This window comes from Mesorhizobium sp. C416B (genome assembly GCF_030323165.1).
Classification (GTDB): domain Bacteria; phylum Pseudomonadota; class Alphaproteobacteria; order Rhizobiales; family Rhizobiaceae; genus Mesorhizobium.
Map to the genome: position 1 here is coordinate 2,541,993 of NZ_CP100471.1, position 23,674 is coordinate 2,565,666.

General features: G+C 59.3%; 18 protein-coding genes, 3 pseudogenes and 1 riboswitch. Of the genes and pseudogenes, 14 read left to right on the top strand and 7 right to left on the bottom strand.

Annotated features, from left to right (window positions below; genetic code table 11):
- Nucleotides 1-350 precede the first annotated feature (350 nt).
- Nucleotides 351-713, bottom strand: coding sequence for a hypothetical protein (locus tag NLY43_RS12455; RefSeq protein ID WP_023713817.1), 363 nt, complete (start codon nt 711-713; stop codon nt 351-353).
- Here NLY43_RS12455 and NLY43_RS12460 point away from each other — a divergent pair.
- The 4 genes and pseudogenes from NLY43_RS12460 to NLY43_RS12475 all read left to right on the top strand — a co-directional run.
- A complete protein-coding gene (locus NLY43_RS12460) occupies nt 708-1,019 on the top strand; it encodes a hypothetical protein (RefSeq protein WP_023713816.1) in 312 nt (103 codons plus the stop codon). The genes NLY43_RS12455 and NLY43_RS12460 overlap by 6 nt on opposite strands.
- 50 nt (nt 1,020-1,069) lie before the next feature.
- Nucleotides 1,070-1,264 carry a hypothetical protein gene (locus NLY43_RS12465; protein WP_023713161.1) on the top strand — a complete coding sequence of 65 codons (195 nt, stop codon included), beginning with the start codon at nt 1,070-1,072 and terminating at the stop codon, nt 1,262-1,264.
- A 231-nt stretch (nt 1,265-1,495) separates the two neighbouring features.
- Complete coding sequence (locus tag NLY43_RS12470; RefSeq protein ID WP_023713160.1) at nt 1,496-2,182, top strand: hypothetical protein; 687 nt, start codon at nt 1,496-1,498, stop codon at nt 2,180-2,182.
- 161 nt (nt 2,183-2,343) lie between these two features.
- A pseudogene (locus tag NLY43_RS12475) lies at nt 2,344-3,255 on the top strand (IS256 family transposase); the annotation flags it as partial.
- A 567-nt stretch (nt 3,256-3,822) separates the two neighbouring features.
- Here the strand turns inward: NLY43_RS12475 and NLY43_RS12480 are convergent.
- From NLY43_RS12480 to NLY43_RS12490, 3 genes are all read right to left on the bottom strand, one after another.
- Nucleotides 3,823-4,665, bottom strand: a complete 843-nt coding sequence (locus NLY43_RS12480; protein ID WP_023712850.1) for an N-acetylmuramoyl-L-alanine amidase — start codon at nt 4,663-4,665, stop codon at nt 3,823-3,825.
- Nucleotides 4,666-5,166: 501 nt separating this feature from the next.
- Nucleotides 5,167-5,949: a hypothetical protein gene (locus NLY43_RS12485; protein WP_023712852.1), complete on the bottom strand. Its 783-nt coding sequence runs from the start codon at nt 5,947-5,949 to the stop codon at nt 5,167-5,169.
- A gap of 485 nt (nt 5,950-6,434) precedes the next feature.
- Complete coding sequence (locus NLY43_RS12490) at nt 6,435-6,983, bottom strand: type IV toxin-antitoxin system AbiEi family antitoxin domain-containing protein (RefSeq protein WP_245264068.1); 549 nt, start codon at nt 6,981-6,983, stop codon at nt 6,435-6,437.
- Between the two features lie 838 nt (nt 6,984-7,821).
- On the opposite strand from NLY43_RS12490, the gene NLY43_RS12495 reads away from it, so the two are divergent.
- From NLY43_RS12495 to NLY43_RS12510, 4 genes and pseudogenes are all read left to right on the top strand, one after another.
- Nucleotides 7,822-8,964 carry a porin gene (locus tag NLY43_RS12495; RefSeq protein WP_023712854.1) on the top strand — a complete coding sequence of 381 codons (1,143 nt, stop codon included), beginning with the start codon at nt 7,822-7,824 and terminating at the stop codon, nt 8,962-8,964.
- A 33-nt stretch (nt 8,965-8,997) separates the two neighbouring features.
- A pseudogene (locus NLY43_RS12500) lies at nt 8,998-9,247 on the top strand (thiazole synthase); the annotation flags it as partial.
- Between the two features lie 21 nt (nt 9,248-9,268).
- Nucleotides 9,269-9,813: pseudogene (locus NLY43_RS12505) on the top strand (thiamine phosphate synthase); the annotation flags it as partial.
- Between the two features lie 864 nt (nt 9,814-10,677).
- Nucleotides 10,678-11,172 (top strand): MaoC family dehydratase, encoded by a 495-nt coding sequence (locus NLY43_RS12510; RefSeq protein WP_031198759.1) that lies wholly within the window; start codon nt 10,678-10,680, stop codon nt 11,170-11,172.
- Between the two features lie 801 nt (nt 11,173-11,973).
- Here the strand turns inward: NLY43_RS12510 and NLY43_RS12515 are convergent.
- Nucleotides 11,974-12,450, bottom strand: coding sequence for a type II toxin-antitoxin system VapC family toxin (locus NLY43_RS12515; RefSeq protein ID WP_023685624.1), 477 nt, complete (start codon nt 12,448-12,450; stop codon nt 11,974-11,976).
- Entirely contained in the window at nt 12,447-12,749 is a 303-nt protein-coding gene (locus NLY43_RS12520; protein WP_023671839.1) for a hypothetical protein, read from the bottom strand. Before NLY43_RS12520 ends, NLY43_RS12515 begins: the two co-directional genes overlap by 4 nt.
- 391 nt (nt 12,750-13,140) lie before the next feature.
- Here NLY43_RS12520 and NLY43_RS12525 point away from each other — a divergent pair, with 391 nt between their 5' ends.
- The 5 genes from NLY43_RS12525 (at nt 13,141) to metE (ending at nt 20,820) form a co-directional block, all read left to right on the top strand.
- Nucleotides 13,141-13,485 carry a recombinase family protein gene (locus NLY43_RS12525; RefSeq protein ID WP_023690648.1) on the top strand — a complete coding sequence of 115 codons (345 nt, stop codon included), beginning with the start codon at nt 13,141-13,143 and terminating at the stop codon, nt 13,483-13,485.
- Nucleotides 13,486-14,107: 622 nt separating this feature from the next.
- Nucleotides 14,108-15,445 carry a serine hydroxymethyltransferase gene (glyA, locus tag NLY43_RS12535; protein ID WP_023712858.1) on the top strand — a complete coding sequence of 446 codons (1,338 nt, stop codon included), beginning with the start codon at nt 14,108-14,110 and terminating at the stop codon, nt 15,443-15,445.
- A 53-nt stretch (nt 15,446-15,498) separates the two neighbouring features.
- On the top strand, nt 15,499-16,674 hold the full coding sequence (gene metK, locus NLY43_RS12540; protein WP_023693516.1) for a methionine adenosyltransferase: 1,176 nt from the start codon (nt 15,499-15,501) through the stop codon (nt 16,672-16,674).
- Between the two features lie 108 nt (nt 16,675-16,782).
- Complete coding sequence (locus NLY43_RS12545) at nt 16,783-17,775, top strand: adenosine kinase (RefSeq protein ID WP_023697198.1); 993 nt, start codon at nt 16,783-16,785, stop codon at nt 17,773-17,775.
- 405 nt (nt 17,776-18,180) lie between these two features.
- Nucleotides 18,181-18,380, top strand: a riboswitch (cobalamin riboswitch).
- 91 nt (nt 18,381-18,471) lie between these two features.
- A complete protein-coding gene (gene metE, locus NLY43_RS12550) occupies nt 18,472-20,820 on the top strand; it encodes a 5-methyltetrahydropteroyltriglutamate--homocysteine S-methyltransferase (protein ID WP_023723603.1) in 2,349 nt (782 codons plus the stop codon).
- A 433-nt stretch (nt 20,821-21,253) separates the two neighbouring features.
- Here the strand turns inward: metE and NLY43_RS12555 are convergent, their stop codons facing one another.
- On the bottom strand, nt 21,254-22,309 hold the full coding sequence (locus NLY43_RS12555) for a cytochrome-c peroxidase (protein ID WP_023712626.1): 1,056 nt from the start codon (nt 22,307-22,309) through the stop codon (nt 21,254-21,256).
- 915 nt (nt 22,310-23,224) lie between these two features.
- On the opposite strand from NLY43_RS12555, the gene NLY43_RS12560 reads away from it, so the two are divergent.
- Entirely contained in the window at nt 23,225-23,578 is a 354-nt protein-coding gene (locus tag NLY43_RS12560) for a hypothetical protein (RefSeq protein ID WP_023671848.1), read from the top strand.
- Nucleotides 23,579-23,674: the final 96 nt, after the last annotated feature.

Genomic DNA, 23,674 nt, shown 5'->3' on the forward strand with positions numbered 1-23,674 from the left:
AGACCTCACTGCGCGAACGCCTCGACTGGCTGCCTGCGATCCGGGCCGCGCCCGCGCTGCGCTCGCCGCTCCGACTCGCCCGCCGACGCGTTTGGCCTGCGCAACACCGTGCGGGCTCTCCTGCCCGACGTGGCCGCACGCATGGCCGCGCTGGTGACCTATGTGCACAATGACGACCCAGCTTCGGGTACCGACGCGCTGTTCGAACACGTCAAGGACCTTTCGGCAGAGCTGGCCGGCCATCTTTCGATGACGCTGAAGAGCCTGCTCATCACGACCCCCGGGCTCTTCGCCACGACCAAGGGCTTCGGAGTGGCGATCTTCGAACCCGATTCCTGGACCCAACGGCTCTACTCCTTGCAATTGCGTAAGCAGATCCATCCCGCACCCGCGCCAGGCGAGACCGCTAGCGCTTTGATGTCGACCGTTTCCTCTTTCCTCTGTTCCACAACGCTGCGGCGGGGGGTTACGTTGTCGATATACTCGACGACGCCCGATATGATGACGAGTTCGAGATCGATGGGAGCGTTTTTGACCCGCCGCGGCCGCTGTGGACACGCGGCGGACCTGGCGTTGTGCTTGGGTCGGGCGGCGCGAAACTGCGCCAGCGCGGCGATGCCCAAGCGCGCAGCGGCGAGGACGTCATCGAGCAGCATAATCGCTTCGACGATGGCCTCGCCCCGGCCCGCCAGATCGAAGCCGATGTCGTGCATTGGAACCCGAACTGGACCAAACCGGTCGCCCCGAACACCCGGCGCTTCTACCTGCTGCCCTCGCGACGTCGGCCCGCGACGCCAGTGAAGCAGAAGCCCAGCGCCGACAGCGGACCGCCTCGCGCGCCGCTGCCGGTGAATCTGACAACGCCCATGCGGCCCCTGAACGATCAGCTGGCCGACCTCCTGAAAGGTTGTCTCGATGATAAGAAGATGGTGGCCTACGGCTCGGGCGGCACAGGGCTAAGAGCGAAGCGCCGCAATCCAACCCTGACAGGGCTGATCCAGCCGACAGCAATGGGCTAGCCGCGCCCGGCTGGTGGCATCTCGAGAGCTATGCCTCCGAGCACTATTTCGTGCTGGAGGGTGACGAGGAGTCCTCGGGCTCCAAAGGCCCATTCCACAATGACCGCATCCGCATCGAGGTCGAGATTGGCGACAGCCCGTTCGTGGACGAGGATGCCGTCGCGCCAAAGAGATACGCCGTCGAGGGTGAACTCGGCGACTGGTTCGCATACCAGCGTCTGCGGGTCGCAAGCCAAACGGCGTGATCCCGAAGCCCGCCAAGATCTCGCGTGCTAACCTTGAGAAGCAGCTCCGCGACTGGCTGGCCCCAACGACTGCCGACGATGGGCTCCTGGTCCCGGCGCCGCCGGTCGTGGACTCCGGCAAGCGAGCATCGCAGAAGGGTAACAGCACGACTGTCGTGGCCGGCTTCACGCCCCAGCAAGTCGGATGCCGCGCAGCGGCTCGAGAATCAATGGCCGCAAGGGATTGGCGCGGTGCTGGCCGCCGAAATCATGGGTCTCGATGCCGATCCAAAGCCGCAGGATCGCTTTGTGCTGAGGGTGGTTGTGCTGGACGAACCCTGGCGCTACGCGCGCGTGCGGGTCCGGATCGAGCGCAACAAGGCGGACGTCAACGACGACAAGCTGCCCGACATCAACCCGCTGTTCCAGATGATCGGGGAATTCTCCAGCTGGAGCAGTCATGGGCGCGAGCCGATGCTCCTTGATTTGCGCGACAGCGAGGGACTGGGCTTGCCAGCCGAGGCAGTTCAATTGGCTGCGAAGCTGACGCTTGGCGAGTTCCTCGAGAAAGATATGACTACTCCCCTCGACTACGGCGATCAGGTTGGGACAGCCGTTGACGCCCAATTCACCGCATCGGGTTTCGGGCGGCTTCCTCTGTGGAACCCCGATCGTGTTCGACTGGGGCAGTACGCGGTCTCTGGCATGGTGATCCAACTGCGAGCGGACCTTCATCCGCGCTACGCAAGGGCCGAGCTGAACGATCAGATTGAGGAGCGCATCGAGGAGATCCCGCGCGTACATTTGGCGCCCATGCCGTCCGACCCGACTATGCCAAGGCGTGACTTCGCGCCACTTCTCAAGGGCTTCACGCACACTGACGTGCCCTCGGCCCATCATGCGGTGCATATCAATTGGACAACGCCGCCGGCGAGCTAATGGTGAGTTGCACGTGGCCAGTGCGATTCCAATCATGAAACGCAACGAGAGGCGCAGCCGAGCGACCTTGATTTTTGCTGATGCCATCGCACTAGGGTGCTCGATGCGACTCGAACGCGGCCTCGCCTTCGCAGCGCGGCTGTTCAGCGCCCTGCCCTCCTCGCGGCGGAGAGGCATTGGTGGCGACACTGGCCGAGATGTATGTCCAGGGCGTGTCGACCCGCAAGGTGAAGGCGATCACGGAAGAACTGTGCGGTCATGCGTTCTGGGCCTCGTCGATCTCGGCCATCAACAAGCGCTTGGACGAGAGCCTCGCTGCCTTTGCCAGGCGCCCCCTTCAAGAGCCGTTTCCTTACCTCATCCTCGATGCGCGCTACGAGAAGGTGCGTGAAGCCGGTGTTGTCATGAGCCAGGCGGTGCTGATCGCGGTCGGTATCGACTGGGACGGAAGGCGCCAGATCCTGGCCGTGGAGATAGCCAATCGCGAGAGCCGCTCGGCCTGGAAGGACTTCCTCGTCGGCCTCAAGGCGCGCGGCCTCAAGGGCGTCGAGTTGGTTGTGTCCGACGATCACGCCGGCCTGGTGGCAGCGATCGGCGAGGTGATCCCCGAAGCCGCCTGGCAACGCTGCTACGTGCACTTCCTCAGGAACGCGCTCGATCATCTGCCGAGGAAGCACGGCGACGACTGCCTGCAGGAATTGCGCTGGCTCTACGACCGGCGCGATCTCGCAGAGGCCAGGGCTGATCTTGCCGCATGGCTTGCCAAATGGTCGGCACGCTATCCGCGCCTGACAGGCTGGGCCGAGGATGCCATCGAACAAACCCTGACCTTCTTCAGGCTGCCGAGACAGCACCACAAGCATCTCAAATCCACCAACATGCTGGAGCGGCTCAACGAGGAAATCCGCCGGCGCACCTATGTCGTGCGCATCTTCCCCAATACCGAAAGCTGCCTGCGCCTGGTCAGGGCGTTGGCCGTCGAGACCAATGAAAACTGGATGGAGGCCAACCGATACATCAACATGGACGACCTGCGCGAGCACAAGAAGCTCGCTCTGCGCCAAGCCGCATGACCAGTTTCATGATCGCCCATTTTGCAGAACTTGACGCACACAACCGGCGGAGCTGCCTTGCCGAGCGCCTCGACTAGCTTGCGATCACGCCCTTTGCTCCTTTGCAATCGGGCGACGGCGCCCAGATGGGAGCAACATGACGAACGCGCCTTCGGCGCCTCTGAGCGCCTGCCGATGGCTGCCGAACAACAGACGCTCACCAATTTTTTCGTACAGTGAGCGCTGGAAAAATTGAGCTTCCGCTAGCCAGAGCAGGAAAGAAGCCAGAAGAGTGCCAAAGGCGTTTATCTCAAGGACCTAACTTCATACATCGATAAGCGACTGTCTGAAGTGCGCTCCTTCAGGCGTAGCTATCAGCAGCCCACCTGTGGCATCTTTGCGCTCGGAGTTTCAGCAATTCCTAGATGACTCACAAGATGCTAGCTCCCGTCCGCCATTCGTGCCCATTCCCAAAATACACCCGATTGCCCGCGCAGAACGGCGAACCCTTCTCGAGCACTGGCTCGCCTCAGAATGCCGCTGCCCCAGTAATGATCAGCGTTTGGAAGATCGTGGCGCGTGGTCGTCTCAGTTTTCATCCCGCTCCTCGGTTTCCTCGGCAAGAATCTCCCTCTCCTGCTCAAGTCTTCGAATAAGGCGATCGAACTCTTTGACCCCAATCGCGCCAGTTGAAACGAGGTGAAAGCTGGCATCTTTCGACAGCATCCCTGCCCACTCGCGCTGATCGCCGTGCGGGCTCGCCACTCGCTCGACCCCCTTGGGTTTGGCATGCGGGTCGCCGGTCAGCACCGGTGGCCATGAAAACCAATCATCCGCGTACGGGACCTTGTACGACTCCTTTGCCCAATATCGGTTATGGTCGAACCGAGGAACCCGATCCATGTCCACGCCCAGATCGTTCAATCGCTCGTAGAATCCCGTGTAATTGAAGTTCTGCGGGTCACTGTGGCCGTCCGGAATCCCGCGATCGATTTCTATATGTGGCACGATCGTGAGAACTCGATCGACCGTACGGCAAGCGCCAATATAACAAGCCGCTAGGCTCGTGTACTGCGCCGAGTTCGGAGAGCCCCCCTCCTCGTAGTCTATTTCAATGTTAATTGCCTTGCCCTTAAGGTCGAACTTAGGCAGCTTTCCGTTCTTTGGCTTCAAGCCGGACTCTGCCTTCGTCGCCCACACGTTCGTCTCTTGGAATGGCCACAAATGGACCACCTCTCCCGTTTTGAGAATTACCGCGTGCGACTTGTTACGCTTTTTCCCAATCCAAGGCTTCACTGTGTCGTAGGTGAGCTTTCCGTCCACGGTCTGGTGGAGGATGAAGTGAGTGCGCCCGGCGCAACTGCCATCCATAAGGTCACAAGCGTCCTCGAGGTCAGCCAATGGATCTGTCGAAATATCGTTAATGCCCATGTCCCACTCCTAGCAAATAAATCCCCGATACTAGCATAGTAGCCTAGGCCGGCTCGTAGCCGCACGGTCCGTTACAAGGACTCCGCCTTAAAGACCGTCTATGCCAACGGATTGGCCGAAAGACGAGGGCACTCTCGAAACCTTCCTGCACAAGCTGAGGCTGGAACTGGGCGAAGCCAAGTGAGCCAACAAGCCCTGGATTCGGCTCAAGATCACAGGCCTTTGTTTGCCGGACCCCTACGTGGCTCTCATGGTTGACCGCCAAACTAGGCTACAAGGCCAAACTCCGAGAGATCAATCCGGAGGCTGTAGTCCATCCCACCGTCGACGCACGCTTTGAGTTCAGCGACGTCCCGCAGTGCGCCGGGTTCGGACCTTACCGACCTCAGGCTCCACGCAACCACAAGAAGTTCGCTCATTTTTACATCGAAGAAGCCACTCCTATCTAACACCGGCGATTCCGGTCGAGCATGATCAATCGCTGCCGCCAACCTGCGGCTGTTACTTGGATTTCGTACTTCTGCCGTCCTGGTTCTGAGCCCTCTTGGGCTTGGAGTTCAGCGGTACGTCGCGCCAATAATATTCCGCGTAGCGCGAGAAGGCCCAAATGAAGCTGGCGGTCAGCCAAACCAGGGAGATTAGGACAAGGGACAGAAGCAAATTCTGCCACCACGGAGAAATATCTGCCCATTGCCCTGGATCATACCTGTTCAGATCGGTGGAGGAGGAGGGAAGCGCGTTTTCGACATTAATCCCGATCCAGAAGACGATGTTCGAAACAATAAAGAGCGATGTGGCCAGGTAGAGCGTGATCTCAATCCGGTTCGATATTCGATCCGCGACGGTGACGTTGAGCTGATAGAAAAACTTGGAAAAGAAAGTCACGAGAAAAAGCGTTGTCGCGGCAATGACCAGCGCCGGCGCCAGACGCTTTATCCATGGATCGACCGCATCGATCGGGATGACGTTGAGATTGAATATCCAGTCCACGATCAGAGCGGTTCCACCGACTCCGATAGTGAAGACGAGAACCCGCGCGATCTTATCACCTTGCCGATAGAACCTTTGCAACTTTTGCCGCGCCGCATCGACATAACGGTTCGTGTCAAATCCATACTCGTCGAGGAAGGCTATGAGCGCCAGAATGATGCCGAAGAATGCATCGCCGAAGGATTTGCCGTAGACGCCGAAAAGCGCGTAAGTGATAGACACGGCTGCGACAGCCAGTTTCAGATTGAAATGTCTTGACCTGGGCGTAGCCGGTTTGGTCAGCAAATCGTTCACGGTTTCCCTCCGCTGTAACATTTCCCCGACAGCTCAGAATAAGCCGGTTAGATCGAATTGCAATTGCGCGATGACGGGACGGTGTCGGTAGTAAGTTGCAACCTTTTTGGACCTTCAAACCTGAATGAACCGAATTCACGCCCCTGAAATCGCTCACCTGTTAAATACTCAGAACAAGCTCGTCATTCATTACGACGTTCATTGAGCAGGATTGTTGAGCATTACCCTTTCATGAGCCCTGAACTCACGTGTGCTAGTGTGCCAGGCCTCTTGTCGCTGACCGTTCAGCGACCAGCAGGCGCGGTCTTGTCAATCACAGCTGAAATCGCCTTCTGCCACACGCCGACGAGGTCACGCGCTTTCACTACCAACTTTGCTCAACGGAAATTCTGGATCACGTTTGAGCACATGCCAATCTGAATTTTCCGCAACGATCTCTTTGATAATACTTCCGGGGTCATCCTGAAGTCACTCGCCTAGCCAGCTCAGTTCGCTTCAACGTAGGCAGCGGCTCGATACCGCCCATAGCCGACCTTCACGAGCAGCCCTTCCTCGCACATCCGGGAGAGGTAGCACCGTGGGATGCCGACGTCGGTGAGATCGCGAGTCCGTACCTCGCCGCGTTCTTGCGCCAGAGCAACGGCGCGATTCCGGAGCGATGGTGGACGCCCACCTGCGAGGTGTAGCGCTTCCGCGCGGTCCCGATCACGTTTTCGCATTTGATGCGGCAGTGCCGCGTCCCGGAGTAGCGCTATGGCGAATTCGTATTTCTCAGATTCATCGATCCCGGAGAGCCAACTTCCAAAGATTTGGCCAATCGTGAGCATTGGCGGCGGCATAAGCCGCAGCTCTTTGTGCAGCAGATGCGCGAGGTTGGCGGCTTCGGATTTGAGGACATTCCACGCACGGCAGTTTGTTCTGCCCAATTGAGCGCGGACATCGTGCCGCTCATCTACCATGGAAGCAGTCGAACGACGCCGCTCGCTGGCAAAGTGTTCGCCTGGCGCTTGCCCGATCTCATCGATTTCAAACACGGGAAGCTTCACTTCGAAACGCGCGAAACCTCTGTCGCACATAGTGGTGGACCCTTGGCGAGCAGCGCACCGCCATCATTAGGGGGACAAAGGAACTTGGAATCGCGCTTGTAACGACACCGAACTTCGGTCTTCTGCTCGACAATCCGCGAACAGATGATCTTCACGCGATAAAGCGTATCGCCATCACATTCGAAGAATTCCAGCGTGAAGGGGTGGCCTGCGCACTCCATCCTAACGGCCGGACCTATCGGGACTTTGAGCGCTGGTCGAGACTTATTGCCGAGCGCTGTTTGGTGCAAGGCTGCAGCGCGTAGTTGTCGAGCATCAGCTCGCCATCATGACGGCGTCGTGCCGAGCGGTGCCGCCGCATGATGCCTCAACGTCGGGCTCACCACAAACAATGCTGTCCCCATTGAACGGAACTGTCGCGAAGCGAACAGTCGAACTGTAGCCGAACGTTTTCCGTTCGTGCTTGGGTGGATCCGCAAGGCAAAAACAAGGAAGTGCGAACCAAGGTCCGCCCGCACAATTGAGCTTCAAGCCGCAGCTGGTCGTCAGGCTGGCACGTCATTTGCGGTCGAATGCAGGACCCTTTGTGACGCCTACCTCTACCAGCTGAGTTGACTGTGATGATTGTACAAAATTTTGCATACCTCCATTTCGGCGAAAATTATGTTATCGGCAGCTAAAACCAAATATTGGACAACAATCACCAGAGTACATTCTAGGATTTCCTTCAGGGCTTAGCTGACGGCGCAGCAAAACTGCGCACGTTTCAAAGCTGTTCACAGAATCACTCGCGTCCATCACTTTATTATTAAAGCGGAGATCGACAATGACCATTAGGAGCCTCCTCCTCGGCTCAACTGCGGCACTGATTGCCGTTTCCAACGCTCGCGCCGTCAGCACCGCCGCCGAGCCTGACCCGACTGAGTACGTCAAGATCTGCGACGTCTACGGCTCGGGCTACGTCTACATTTCAGGCACCGAGACCTGCCTGCGAATCGGCGGCTCTGTCCGTTACAACGTCGGATTGTTTGACCACTCAAGAACCTCGGATGTGAGGACTGGTGAGCATCAGAGCGCGTGGCAAAACAACACACGCTTCACATTGAAAACCTGGACCGGCCAGGAGACCGAACGCGGGACGTTGAAGACCTACACCGAAACCCGCGTGAACTTCGGCAGCCACCAGACATCGGTTTCGGACAGTTCTCGGTCCTATGCCTTGAACGGAGGCAGCGGCCTGACTATCGCCTGGATTCAGCTTGGTGGCCTGCGAGTTGGTAAGGACCGGTCGGCTTTCGACATGTTTATTGGCTGCGCGGGTGATGTACTGAACCAGACGCCGGCTCCGTACGGCGCTTTCGATACCAATGTGGTTCAGTACTACTTGGACGCAGGGAACGGCTTTTCGGCCGTGGTTTCGCTGGAACAAGGCTCGGACGTGGTCGGCACAATCGACAGCTACGCTCCCCACATAGTAGGCGGCTTGAAATACGCACATGGCTGGGGAGCGATCACCGGCGTTGCAGCTTATGATAGCAACTACGAATCGGTGGCCGCCAAGGTCCGTGTCGACATCAATGTCACCAACGAACTATTGCTATCCGGAATGTTGGGCTACGGTTCCCATGGCCAGCTCAACTACGGCTCGACGAATTCGGTAGACGCTCATGGTCGCGGTTTCTATAAACCTTGGGGTGGGAACTGGGGTTTCTGGGCTGGCGCCGGTTACGAGCTCACCGAGTCAGCTTCGTTCAACCTTCAGCTCTCGGGTGATCAGCTCAACAACTATGGTGTCGCTGCGAACGTCGCCTATGCGTTCCTTCCCGATTTCACAGTTACGGCTGAACTCGACTATGACCGCTACGGAGGCTCCGCCGTCGGAAAGGTGAAAGCTTCCGAAGTGAACTGGACCAATGCCAACAAGAAGAGCAGTGTCGGCGGTATCCTGCGTTTCGAACGCTCATTCTAATGCGATGAAGCGTTGAGCTCCGAGGTCCAGTTGATGCGCGGACATTCCCCCTACATTCCGTTGATTGATGCATGCACGGCTCGGACGGCCGTCGTACGCGGCGACCGTCATAGAGCTCGGGTTTGACGCCGTGCTCCTGAACACGGCGGTCCCGAGGGCGGCCGATCCGGTCGGCATGGCGCGTGCGTTCGGCAAAGCGGTCGATGCCGGTCGTGAAGCTTTCAGCTCGGGAATGCTCGAACGGCGCTACCCACCGACGATCGGCAGGGCCGTCTTCTCATGAAGTCGTGGACGTGCCGGCTGGATTGACCGGCTGGTGCCGCTCGGCGTCCGTCTGGTGCAGCTCCGGATAAAGGATATGGACGAGAAAGGACTGCAGACGGAAATCCGCCGCGCGAACGACGCCTGCGCGGTCCATGGTTGCCAAGTGAGTCAACGACATTTGGCGCACGGCAATCGAGGAAGGCTGCGACTTCGTCCATCTTGGTCAAAAGGATTTGGCTGCCGCCGATGCTGGCGATGAAATACGTCGGATTGAAGCTCGGCCTGTCGATCCACGATCACACCGAACTGGAAACGGCGCCAGTGGCGGAACCGGAGTATGTGGCGCTCGCCCCAGTCTATCCAACAGCCTCAAGAAGATGAATGGGCGTCGCGAGGACTCGAGCGGATCAGCGGTGGAAGCACCAGGTCGCGCCGATCCCATTGGTCTGCATCGGCGGCCTCAACCTGACCGTCTCGAAGGCGTTTTTTGAGGCTGGCGCGGAAAGCGCAGCCGTGGTCACCGACTTTGCGCTGAACGACGCCCCAGAAGCGCGCACGCGAGAATGGATCGAAAGACCAGAGCAATGGCGCCGAGGCGAGAACCACATGTGCTCGTTGCTGTCGGGTCAGACACCAGCGGTGGGGGCTGGAATTGCCCGCGAGATCCAGACGATCGCTTCCAGTGGCGTGCGCACCTGCCTTGCTGTCAGCGCGCTGACGGTGCAAACCCATGAACACGCCTGGAAATCCAAGTTACGCAACCCCGTCCGGTGGCGGATCGGATGCGCGCTACGCTTCAGCCTAACAGAGTGGCCGCCACCAAGATCGGCATGCTCGCAACGGCTGAGATCGATCGTCGCTGCGGTTGCCGCTGTGCTGCGCGAATATCCGCGCACCGACAATCCAGATCCGGTGCTGGCTTCCACGTCAGGCCGAGCGTTCTTGAAGCAAGCGCCATCCCGCATCATGAAGTAGCATCTGATGCCGCTTTGCCGTGTCGACACCCAATGTCATTGAACTGGCGCTTCTTGCCGGCTCAGTGCTACCGGTGAATGAGGCCGGCGCGCTTCAACAAGGACCACAAGCCACCCCGTCTGCTGGACTCCTCCAAATTCGAAACACGGATGGTTACTATCCAGACAATTGATTTTATCAATCTGCGACAATACCGCATAGCGGCGCCGGCGGAATGATCACCGGTAGCAAGACGAGCTGTTTCGTTGGCCTGTAGGACGCGCACCGCGACCGAGGTACAAGCCAGCCCGTCTGCGGCCATGTTCGGATCGGGCGCATCGGTGCGCCGATGAGATTGCCGGCGGAACGTTCTATTCGTACAGCCGTGACGGCAGTCATCTCACCGGCGCCATCCTGCCGATGGATGGCCGGCAGTCGGTGCAGCATGGGCTGACACTGTTCGGAATGAAGCCGCTCGCGCTTCGGACGGTTGAAATGGAGGACATTAGCGTGGAACCGATCAGTCTCGACGAACTTCTGGCCAGCGTCGGCAAGGAAATCGGCGTGTCGCCGTGGCGGGTGGTCTCGCAGCAGATGATCGACCAGTTCGCCGAGGCCACCGATGACCACCAGTTCATCCACTGCGATCCGGAGCGCGCCAAGCGCGAGACGCCGTTCGGCGGCACCATCGCACATGGCTTCCTGTCGCTTTCGCTTTTGTCGGCGATGACTTTCGAGACCATGCGGCCGCTCGAAAACTGCAAGATGGGTGTCAACTATGGCTTCGAATCGCTGCGCTTCCTGGCGCCGGTGAAAACCGGATCTCGCATCCGCACCCGTTTCGTACTGGCCGACGTCAAGGTCAGGCCGTCGGGCTGGGTGCAGACGGCGCTGGGCGTGACGATTGAGATCGAGGGCTCGAAAAAGCCGGCGCTGACCGCGCGCTGGTTGACGCTGACGCTGATCAAACGCCAGCCGGAGGCGGCCTGAATTGCTCAACGAGCATCAGCAGAGACGATCTTCAACGTGCCGGGGCGATGTAGTCGACTAGCGCACCGATCGGCAACGCGGCCACGGGGGTCGGCTAGATAGAGTGGCAGGAATGCCTAATCGGGGCTCCGACTCGGAAGGGGCTTCGATGTATCGGAAGCGCTTCGGCTTTCGGCGCTGCATTCCTTCTTCACGAAGGTCCATGGAGAATTCCCGACCACGGGGTCGAAAGATCGGCTTGTGATCGGAGTGGGCAGATCCTCCCCGACTGACTCTGCCAATAGGGTGTTATCGAGTCAACCGGGTCGAACTTGAGGTCGCGGATGTCGCTGATCGGCTGCTCGTCGAGCTCGAGAGCTGCCAGCTAAAGGAAGAACACGGCTATGAAGAGCTCCGCAGTTGATGTGGATGCCCAGAGCTGGGAGTGCAGACCGACGAGTTCCCAGCGGGCGAACTTGCCATTGGTAGCGCGCCAGACCAGTGGCGAGAAACCCTCGATGAGAAGGCCCCCGAGGCGCACGCGGGATGGACTACAGTGGCGTTTGGCGAGAGGGCCTTCGAAGACGAGATCGAATGTAAGATGGACGAGCTCGACACGCGTATCGCGCAGTCCCTGCGATCGCGCCTTGTTCGCGGCGCTCGTGCGTGCGAACTGTTGGTAGATCGAGCTGACTAGATGAACCGGGATGGCATTAAAGCGGAACTGGAAGAGACGTCCCTGGCCGAACTAAGTAAGATCAATCCAGCCATCGCTAAAGGTAGGCGAACACGAGACGTTCGGACTCCGTGCCGCTGAAATCCTCAAATTGAAACGGCCGGACCGTTGGAGCTATCATCACCCGCTTGGCTTCCAGAGCTACGGAGCGGGTTGATTATCTGAACGTCCTCGAAGTCCTTTTCATTGTCGGTCACTACAACACACTCGTTGGCTTCGGCTACAGCGGCAATGATTGTGTCTAGGGCGCTCCGCGAACGGCCTCTGGCTTTGCCGTTGGCCATCAGCCGCGCCCACACGAGGCCAGCTTTCTCGTCGAACGATAGCACGCGGCCAGCGAACAGCGCTTGCGGGCCTTCGGAGCCCTCGAACCAAGTTTCAAGGCTGCTGCGCTTTTTCCCCTTCGGCTTCTCTAGGATGCCTCGGCGAATTTCGGCGACAGTAAGCGAAGCAATGAAGAGGTCTTCGTCCTTCTGCGCGCCCATCCAGGCCAGCAACGAGCCCGAAGGCTCCGGCTTTATGACGTTGCTGATGATATTGGTATGAAGAAGGTAGCGCGTCACAGGTCGATCTTGCGCCCCTCTTCGCGCGGCCGGCTGAGGTCGAGATTGGAGCCAACCAGAGGCGAGCGACGCAACGCGGCGAGAATGCTGCCCGCTTTCGGTGGCTCACCCGCCACGGCTTGCTGTATGGTCCGACGAAGCTGTCGGGCATCCGGCCCGCTCTCCGTTAATTTTCGGGCAAGAGTTCGCAGTAGATCGCGGTCTGCGTCGAAGGCCTGGATCTCGAACCGCGCGATGCCGCGCTCAGCCAGGCGAGAGCGATAATTCTCGATGGCTCTCTTCTGTGCAGTGTTGCCCATCGCGTGCCTCCGTTCTCTATCCGGATATATAGCCATGGCTTCTTCGGAGCACAATGTGCCCCGTCATCGGCCAGCACTGGCTCCTGCGCGACGCGCGTTATTGATAGAATTCCAGCTTGTCCAAGCACTGTGACTTGGCATCATTGTCGCGAAACGGAGTATTTCGCGTCAGGACAGGAACGCGATCATAGCGCGCCGAAACGGCAACAGCCGAAAAGCTTCGTGTGGTCGCCGGCGCGGCCCGCGAATCGGCTGTGTCTGCGTCGCCGAAGCCCGATCGACGCTTCGTCAATCTGGTCCGGCTGCTGGCGCGACAGGCCGCACGGGATTTCGTTCAAGCCGAAACGGATAGCCAGACGCGAGACCGCGTCCCGGAGTAAGGGGCCGCCTCATGAAGGTCGCGCTTGGCGCTCGCTACTCAACTGACAATCACCGAGACGCCTCGATCGAGGATCAGTTGCGGCTCTGCTGCTTGCGTGCTGAAAAGCAAGGCTGGACAGTCGTCGACAGCAATACCCACCGCGCGATCTGCGGCGGGTCGCTGTTGCGTCCCGGCCTTCAGGAGCTGATCAGCGATGCGATGCAGGGCAAATTCCTGATCGTGCTCGCAGAGGCGATGGATCGCCTGACCATGACCGCTGCAAACCGGGAGCAGGCCAGGCTGGGCAAACGTTGCAACAGATCCTTCAAGGAAATTCATAGACTCTTAGCAACTCCGGCTCGCTGTGAATGGTAGGCTTATTGCAACGTCTGAGGTCAGTGGTTCCAAACCGTGGCCCCGCTTGTCTTCGACTGGCCGACCTGCTTGCAATTTCGGCTAAAGGCAAGAAGAGCGCCCATTTGTTTGTTCGACACAGGATATCGACGGTCGTCACGGCCACCGAGATTTGTCCGGTCGTTGGACAACCCTTCGAAATCGCAACTTCTGCGGAGAACGCGAAATGAGAAATTCGGTAGGACTTGGTCCTGAGCCATGATGACACTGGTTAGTCGCCTACGCATGGCAGCGCATCCTGACCGCCTTCGAATCCTGGGCCTTTGTGCGCATGCGGACCTAACTGTCTGCGAGCTAGCGGAGATTCTGAGCGTGTGTCGAGAGCGGGTTGCGCGACACGTCCGGCTGCTCGCCAGAGCCGACTTTCTTTGCTGCAACGAACAGCCTCCGTGGCGCTCGTACCATCTCAACGCAGGATCCAACGACGGCGGGCTGGTTCAATTATTGGTCGATCTCCTGCCCCATCGCGACGGCTATCATAAACAGGACCTGCAGCGGCTCGAAGCGGTACGAGACACGCGGCCGAAAGGGACCGCGTGCTTGATCGTGAAATAGGTCAATCCAATTGGAGCGCGAAGCTACCATGGACAACTCCGCAGACGGCGCGATCGCACAGCCGGACACCCACGGGCGGTCTTCCTTGGCCGCGGTTGATTGCCGCGTCCACGAGCTGCTTCTGAGACAGGAGCGGCAGGAGCGGACGACCCTCAAGCTCATCGCCTCAGAGAACTTTGCGTCCTCGGCCGTGCTGGAAGCGAACGGCTCAATTTTCACGAACAAGTACGCCGAGGGGTACCCCGGGGCGCGCTACTACGCTGGAAACGAGATCGTTGATGAGCTTGAGGATCTGGCCATTGGGCGCCTGAAAACGCTATTTGGCAGCGAGCATGCCAACGTCCAGCCTTATTCCGGCTCGCCGGCCAACCAGGCTGTCTATCGTGCGCTTTTGAGTCCCGGTGACAAAGTCATGGGCTTGCCCCTTCCGGAAGGGGGCCATCTGACTCATGGTTGGGCCATCAACTTTTCCGGAACTGACTATCAACGCGTGCCCTATGGACTAGATGAAAAGACACAGCAGATTGACTATGACCGCTTGCGCGAGACAGCCAAGCGGGAACGGCCGCGGCTCATTTGGGTCGGCGGAACCGCTTACCCGCGTGTCTTTGACTACGCGGCAATGGCAGAAATTGCCCTGGAAGCGAACTCCTATCTCGTAGCCGACATTGCGCACATCAGCGGCCTGATTGCCGCGGGAGCGCACCCGAATCCCGTGGGCCATTGCGACGTGGTCAGCAGCACGTCCCACAAGTCGATCCGCGGTCCCCGCGGTGGCTTCATTTTGTCAAGGAACGAAGATCGCTATCAGCGGCTATATCATACAAAGAGCAAATACAATCTCGCCAGACGAATAGACCGGGCGGTCTTCCCTCACCTGCAAGGCGGACCTCACATGAATGCCATCGCTGCGCTAGCGGTTGCCTTGCACGAAGCCGCGAACCCGTCCTTCCGAAGCTACGGCCAACAGACGGTCAAGAATGCCAAGGCTCTGGCACATGCACTGCTTGAGCGAGGTTATGACCTGGTTACCGGGGGGACGGACAATCACATGCTGATCCTTGATCTTCGCGATCGGCCACTATCGGGCAAGGCCTATGCCGAGCGACTAGCAAAGGCAGGAATCATCACAAACTTTAATATGGTGCCTGGCGACCCGCGGCATCCGGCGGTCACAAGCGGAATTCGCCTGGGGGCGCCAGCAGTGACGTCAATGGGCATGCGCGATGTGGAAATGGTGCAAATTGCTGGCTTCATTGACTCCGTCCTCCAGCGGCCAGACGACGAAGATCTCCATGCCTGCGTGCGAAGAGACGTTGCCGACTTGTGCGCTGCGTTCGAGGTCCCGGGCATCTCCGACAAGTAAGGTGGGCCAAGCAAAATGCCCATACCACATCCAACATCCGAAGCGAGGTATTCATGGCTAGGCAGTTCGTGTTCTCTTCCGAATCGGTTGGCGCGGGGCACCCGGATAAGTTGGCCGACAACATCTCGGATGCCATCCTCGATGCCATCCTCCGCACAGATCCCAAGGCGCGCGTCGCCTGTGAAGCGTTGGTAAAATCAGGGATAGTCGTTCTGGCTGGCGAGATCACCAGCGATGCCCAGGTGGATTACAGCCAAGTTGCGCGCGATACGATTCTCGACATTGGGTACGACGACGAGGCCGTCGGCTTTGACGGCCGGCGTTGCTCCGTCGTTCATGCCCTCACCGAGCAATCGCCCGACATCAGCCAAGGCGTTGACGAGGGAAGAGGGCAAGACCTCCAGCAGGGAGCGGGAGATCAGGGCCTCATGTTCGGCTACGCATGCCGCGAAACCGATACCCTGATGCCTTTGCCGATCCAGCTCGCTCATCGCTTGACGAAACGGCAGGCGTATGTCCGGAAGGCACAACAGCTTGGCTGGTTGCGTCCTGACATGAAATCCCAAGTCTCAGTGCGCTATGAGGGGTTGCGCCCGGTCGCCCTGGATACCATCGTCGTGTCGACGCAACATGACGAGCAGGTCTCGCAAGAGACTGTCCGCGAGGGCGTCATTGAGGAAATCATAAAGCCTGTCCTGCCGACCCACCTGGAGACGGAAGGCATCAGAATTCTGGTCAACCCGACGGGGCGGTTCGTAGTCGGCGGGCCGCGCGGCGACTGCGGTCTCACTGGACGCAAGATCATCGTCGATTCCTATGGCGGGATGGGTCGTCATGGCGGCGGCGCCTTCTCGGGCAAGGACCCGTCCAAGGTTGACCGCTCGGCTGCCTATGCAGCCCGCTATGTCGCAAAGAACATCGTCGCTAGCGGACTTGCGGACGTGTGCGAGGTGCAGCTTGCTTACGCAATCGGCGTGGCCAGTCCGGTTTCCGTCATGGTCAACACGTTCGGGACAGCCAGGGTTGAGGAAAGCAGGATCGAGCGCCTCATTCTTGAGTTGTTCGATCTCAGACCGAAAGGCATTATCAAGATGCTTGATCTCTTACGCCCTATATATCGCAATACAGCGACCTATGGCCATTTCGGCCGTGAAGAGCCTGATTTCACCTGGGAGAAGACAGACAGGGCGGACGAATTGCGTCGCGAGGCAGGACTCGCCGCCCCGTGAGAGCCGCCGGCGAACGGATTGGCAAGCGGAAAGCCCATTTCCACCGGGCAGACCCGCGCCTGGCAGGCGTGGCGAGAAGCCGGCTCGGGTTTTTTGGCGGAGACATTGATGCCGGATTATGACGTGCTTTGCATCGGCAATGCCATTGTCGACATCATCGCCCAGTGCGACGAGGCATTCCTCGAGATCAACGGCATCATCAAGGGCGCGATGAACCTGATCGACACGCGCCGCGCCGAACTGCTCTACAGCCGCATGGGCCCGGCGATCGAGGCCTCCGGCGGCAGTGCCGGCAACACGGCGGCCGGCGTAGCCAGCTTCGGCGGACGCGCCGCCTTCTTCGGCAAGGTCTCCAACGATGCGCTGGGCGAAATCTATGCGCACGATATCCATGCACAGGGTGTCGCCTTCGACACCAGGCCGCTCAAGGGCGAGCCGCCGACGGCGCGCTCGATGATATTCGTCACCCCCGATGGCGAGCGTTCGATGAACACCTATCTCGGCGCCTGCGTCGAACTCGGCCCGGAAGACGTCGAGGCCGACAAGGCATCCGGCGCCAAGGTTACCTATTTCGAGGGCTATCTGTGGGATCCGCCGCGCGCCAAGGAGGCGATCCGGCAGACGGCGAAGCTCGCACACGAGGCCGGACGCGAAGTGTCGATGACGTTGTCGGATTCGTTCTGCGTCGACCGCTACCGGGACGAGTTCCTCGAGCTGATGCGCTCGGGCACTGTCGACATCGTCTTTGCCAACAGCCACGAGATCAAGTCGCTCTACCAGACAAAATCCTTCGACGAGGCGCTGGCTCAGATCCGCAAGGACTGCAAGATTGCCGCCGTCACCCGTTCCGAAAAAGGCTCGGTGATCGTGCGCGGCGACGAGACCGTGGTCATCGAGGCGACCGCCATCAAGGAGTTGGTCGACACCACCGGCGCCGGCGACCTCTACGCCGCCGGTTTCCTGCATGGCTACACGCAGGGCCGCAACCTCAAGACCTGCGGCGACCTTGGCTCGCTGGCGGCCGGCCTGGTGATCCAGCAGATCGGCCCAAGGCCAAGGCAGAATTTGCGCCGCGAGGCGGAAGGGGCTGGGTTGCTGTAGATGCGCGGGCAACTAATCAGCCGCCCTACTGACGCGATGACCGCAGTGGCGGAACTGTGTCAAAGCTCGCTGATAGCGACAGCCATTCGCTTCGGAGAACTGACCCGTGCTGCTGCCGTGAAGCTCGCTGGAGGAGCGGTGCAAGGCGTGCTTGCCATGACGGCATTCACCGTCATCCAGATCGTCACCAGCATTTTCCAGAAGCTCAGCTTGGGGAAGGCCAGTAAGGTTCCTGAGGTAACGGAGAACTCGCGGCGTCCGTCGGACTTGACTTGCGATCACGTCCCACGATGCCGAATGCGGGCAGCAGACTGAATATTTCACAATGCTAGACAAAGGCGTAAAACGCGACCATATAACCACATAAACATTTCATTATGCGTTATTGACAAAGAGCGGGTTGCTGTGATTGTCTGCTGTTGTGGTTCTCGCGTACGGTGCTGCCGCAGCGGAGCTAAGAGGGAAGCCGGTGCGATGCCGGCGCTGCCCCCGCAACTGTTAGCGGCGAGCCAATCCACTCATGTCACTGAGGCGAATACCCTCGGGAAGACGGGTAGAGGCTATGACCCCGCGAGCCAGAGACCTGCCACGGCGAATTACGTCCACGGGCGGGGTGTCTCGGTGGCCGCTGCAACCGGCGTGCCGGCCTGCTAGCGCCTTCCTTGTCACCGACGCCCCCAACCATCGGGGTATGACATGACTGTCTCTCAGCAAATTCCTGTAGCAACGCTCGGCGTGCCGCGCTTCGGTCGTCGGCGAGAACTGAAATGCGCCCTCGAAAGCTACTGGTCCGGAACATCGTCCGCTGGCGACCTTCTTGCGACGTCGAAGGCGCTCCGAGCCGCTAGCTGGGAAGAGCAGCGCGATCGCGGCGTGTCGAAAATCCCGTCGAACGACTTCTCGCTATACGACCATGTGCTCGACACCGCAGCCATGGTCGGGGCCATTCCATCCCGGTACGGCTGGAATAGCGGCGAGGTCCCACTTGACATCTACTTCGCAATGGCGCGCGGCAACCAGGGTCAGACGGAGGATTGTGGACACGCTGGTCACCAGGAGGAGGCTCATGGACCTGGTGTAACCGCGATGGAAATGACCAAGTGGTTTGACACCAACTACCACTACATTGTGCCGGAACTCGATGATGATCAGACGTTCGCCCTCTCGTCATCGAAGCCGGTCGATTACTTCCTCGAGGCTAAAGCTCTCGGCATTCACACACGCCCAGTCATCCTTGGACCCATCACCTTCCTCAAGCTGGCGAAATCGCGTGCCGAAGGGTTCGGTCCCATCGCGCTCCTACCGCGGCTGCTGCCCGTTTACGAGCAAGTCCTGCAGAGGCTGAAGCTGTCGGGAGCCGACTGGGTGCAGATCGATGAGCCAGCGCTTGTCCTCGATCTGAACCCGAACGAACGAGCTGCGTTCGAATTCGCCTATGGCCAGCTGTCGAAAGCCGCGCCCGAGCTGAAGATCATGCTGGCTACGTATTTCGGGTCGCTGGGAGACAATCTCGAAACCGCGGTTTCTCTGCCCCTGGCCGGCCTGCATATTGATCTCGTGCGCGCTCCCGAGCAGCTGGAAATGGTGGGTCGGCTCGCTCCGAAGGATCTGGTGCTCTCGCTCGGCTTGATCGATGGCCGCAACGTCTGGCGTGCGAACCTGCCCGCCATTCTCGACCGCATCAAACCGATCGTCGCCGGCTGGCCCTTGGACCGCGTCGAAATCGCGCCTTCTTGCTCGATGCTGCATGTGCCGATTGACCTGCGCATGGAGACGGAACTCGAGGCCGACATCAGGTCGTGGCTCGCCTTCGCGGCCCAGAAGACCGACGAGCTGGTCTTGCTGGCCCGGGCCCTTTCCAAAGGCAGGGATGCGGTGGCAGCCGCGTTGAAAGCTTCTGCCGAGGCTGCCGCCACTCGCTTGACGTCCACGAAGATCCATGACCCGCTTGTTGAGGGGCGGATCGCCAGCATTGACCATAGCATGAAACGACGAGAGAGCGCTTTTGGCGAGCGCTCCAGAGTCCAGGCCGGCACGCTCGGGCTGCCGCCGTTCCCGACGACGACAATCGGGTCCTTCCCGCAGACGCCGCAGGTACGCCGCGCGCGGTCCGCTCATGCGAAGGGCCAGCTCAGTTATGTCGACTACGAGATTTTCCTGAAGAAGGAGATCGAGTCAGCAATTCGTTGGCAGGAAGAGATCGGGCTGGACGTGCTGGTGCACGGTGAGTTCGAACGAAACGATATGGTACAGCATTTCGGCGAGCAGCTGTCCGGCTTCGCCTTCACTCAGCATGCCTGGGTGCAAAGCTATGGGTCGCGCTACCTGCGTCCCCCCATCATCTTCGGGGACGTATCGAGGCGCAATCCGATGACGGTGCGCTGGTGGCAATTCGCCCAGTCGCTTACGGAAAAGCCTGTGAAGGGAATGCTCACAGGCCCAGTGACCATTCTCAACTGGTCCTTTGTTCGAGACGACGTACCCCGCTCCGAAGCCTGCCGCCAGATCGCGCTCGCCATCCGCGACGAAGTGACGGATCTCGAAAGGTCCGGCGCAAGGATGATCCAGATCGATGAGGCCGCGTTTCGCGAAGGATTGCCACTGCGCCAATCTGACTGGAAAGCCTATCTCGACTGGGCTGTCGAATGCTTCCGGATCGCTTCAACGGGTGTAAAGGACGCGACTCGAATCCATACCCACATGTGCTATTCGGAGTTCAACGAGATCATCGACGCGATCGCTGGAATGGATGCGGATGTCATTTCGATTGAGACGTCGCGCTCCAAGATGGAACTGCTGGACGCCTTCACGAGCTCCAAATATCCGAACGAGATCGGTCCCGGCGTCTATGACATTCACTCACCACGTGTGCCGGAGGTCTGCGAGATTTCGGACCTAATCATGCTTGCCCGCGAGCGACTGTCCGACGGCCAACTGTGGGTAAACCCGGACTGTGGCCTCAAAACACGCAAGTGGGAGGAGGTCCGCCCTGCCCTCATTAACATGGTCGCTGCAGCGCGCGCGCTCCGGGAGAAAGTGGCCTGAGGCTTCTCCTTCCTCACCGTGTGGTGAGCTACCGGCTGGCTCCTGTCGGCCGTGAACATGCCAAACCGGCACACTCTTGGAAATGAGCCACTCGGCGCAAATGTGCAATTTCCCTACGGCACGTGTCTTAATCCCGCAGAAATATAAATGTGGCACTACGCTATAATATTGGTTCCTTGGGGACATACAGGCCCCGCGCCTCGAACAAATCGGACACGCGTCGTTTCTCAAAGTAGACTGCTTGGCGCGTTCGCTCAGGACAATATATGGTGCTGCGTCTGTCCGCCCCCAGTTGATCGCGCAGACTACGGGCGAGGTGGCAGGGTTCGGGTATCGCTAGCGTCCCGCCAATTCGGAGATGGACGTCGCAATTCGTGTCGCCAAGTAAAAATCGCCAATCATTTTCGATTGCGAGTCCGCGGCCAGTTGGCCCTTATTTTCCTGAGATCTGCGTTACAGGCCGGGGCGTTGTCGCCGTTTCTGAGGGTAAGATGGGATAGGCGACGTCAGGTGCCTCTCCGGTCAGCGAGTTGAGGAAGGCAACAAGCAGGTCAACTTCTTCGTCCGCCAGTACTACGCCGAGCTGGGTGGTCCCCATAATGGCGACGGCCTGTTTCAGATCCCAAACCTTGCCCGAATGAAAGTATGGCGCGGTGAGTGCAACGTTGCGCAGCGGCGCCACGCGGAAGACATAGGAATCGTCGGCTGCATTGGTGACCTCAAATCGGCCCTTGTCTTTGTCCGGCAGGACTTCGGCGCTGGGCCGTTCCACGAGGCCGAATGGGTAATAGGCTTGCCCACCAACGTTGATGCCGGCATGGCAGGACGAGCAGCCTTTGTCCATGAAAAGCACCAGGCCCTGTTTCTGTTCGGAAGTCATGGCAACCTCATCACCATTCAGGAAGCTGTCGAACGGGGCAGGTGTGACCAGTGTCGCCTCGAAGGCTTCGATCGCCTTGGCGAAGTTGTCGAAGGTGACCCGATCGGCTTCAGCCGGAAAAGCTGCATCGAACCACTCGACATATTGCGGCATGGACTTGAGAGTGGCGATGAGTTGGCCCGGTGTATTGGCCATTTCGATCCCGGCTTGGACCGGTCCCTTCGCCTGAGCCTTCAGGTCTTCGGCACGACCATCCCAGAACTGGGCGATATTGAAGACAGCGTTCAGTACAGTCGGCGCGTTGCGCTGTCCCTTCTGCCAACCATGGCCAATCGAGGTTTCGTGATTGTCGTCGCCGCCGGTGGCCAGGTTGTGGCATGAATTGCACGACAAGATGCCTGACGCCGAGACGCGTGGATCGAAGAACAGTGCCTTGCCGAGAGCGATCTTTTCCGGGGTGATCGGGTTATTGGCGACTGTCGGCGTGGTGGATGGCAAAGCCGTGAAGGTGGCCAATGCCGTATCTCTGAGGTCGGTGGGGATCCAATCCGCAGCAAAGGCGGTGGGTGCCAGCAAGGTGACAGCCATCGTACTGAATAGGATTTTCATAATTGGTCTTCCTGCGTCGTCCACGCAGCCATTATGCGATCTGCGGCTCATGAACGCCCTGAGCTAGATCAGCTTGAGGGAGAGGACGGGGTCTCACACCTGTTTTCGCAGCTGAGCTGGGACCCTCTTGGAAGTGATCGCTCTTCTCGATTGGACTTCAGGGAGGAGGAGTATCCCTGGTTGGCAACCGGTTTTATGCATCAAAGCACGCCCTGAGGGCGGCTTCGTAGATTCGGTCACTGCGATCTTCCAGCCAAGGTTGAGAAAGTCGACAGCATCCGCAAGACTGGCAATCTCTTGCACGATATGCGCTGCACGCCTTGCGAAAAGTGAGCTTCTGAAACGTCAGGGTTCATTCGTTCCTCCTGACCTGCTGATTGCGTGAATCGGCCTTGTCGACACCCGCCGACTGCACATTGTGATGTCACCAGCGATGGCGGTTTCAATACCTAAGCAGCGACGGTCTATGCGACAGTATGGAGGTCGTAGCGGAATAGCCGTTCTGCCTTCATCGATCGTCACACCGGCATATAGCTCCGCTTCTACGAACATCCCATCACGCGAGGATGGCGCGGCGCTTGAGCAGGTCCACCCGCTGCAACTGCCTCACACCTTGATCCACAGATCCTAGGCGATGACCATGTTGTCGTCATCATTTGACGGGCGCGGGGCATTGGCTCATAAGCGAGCCACGGCAAACTGTGCGGTTGCCAGTGCGTAATGAAGTGAATTGGAATGATCTTCGGTTTGGGAAACACGCACGTCCGACGCAGCTTGCGTTGACAGAGGCGGTTTTAGGCGCAATAGCACCTCCGCTGGCCTATTTTGTGGAGTTCAATTGTGGTTCGGCCAAAGGCGCGGGGCGCCGGACCGGCCCCTTGTAAACGTAATCAGAGAGAGAGAGAGAGACCCTGCATGGAAGAAATCTTACCGCGCATCGCCACTGGTGCCGGCATCGGCCCGGCTGTCGCAGAGAAGGCCGTTGGGTTAATGCTGGGTTTCCTGCGGAGCCACGCGGCCGACGGTCCCGGCGCGCGCATGATCGAGGCCATTCCGGGAGCTTCGGAATTAGTAGCGAAGTATCATGGGGACGACCCAGAGGGTGGCGGCCTTATGGGGCTCGGGCAGCAATTGATGAGTGAGGGTCTCAGCATGGCAAAGATCGCCGCCCTCGCCAACGAGACGATCGCCTGCGCCAAGGAACATGCCGGCGACGAACTCGTGGACGAGGTCCTCAATTCCGTTCCTGGCCTTCCCCAGTTCGTCTGATTAGCGGCAGCCGGGGCGCATGACCTTGTGCGCCCGTGCCGGCCCGTTTGCGCAGCAGGCATTCTCCGCCGGGCGTTCCGCACCGATCTCGTGAGA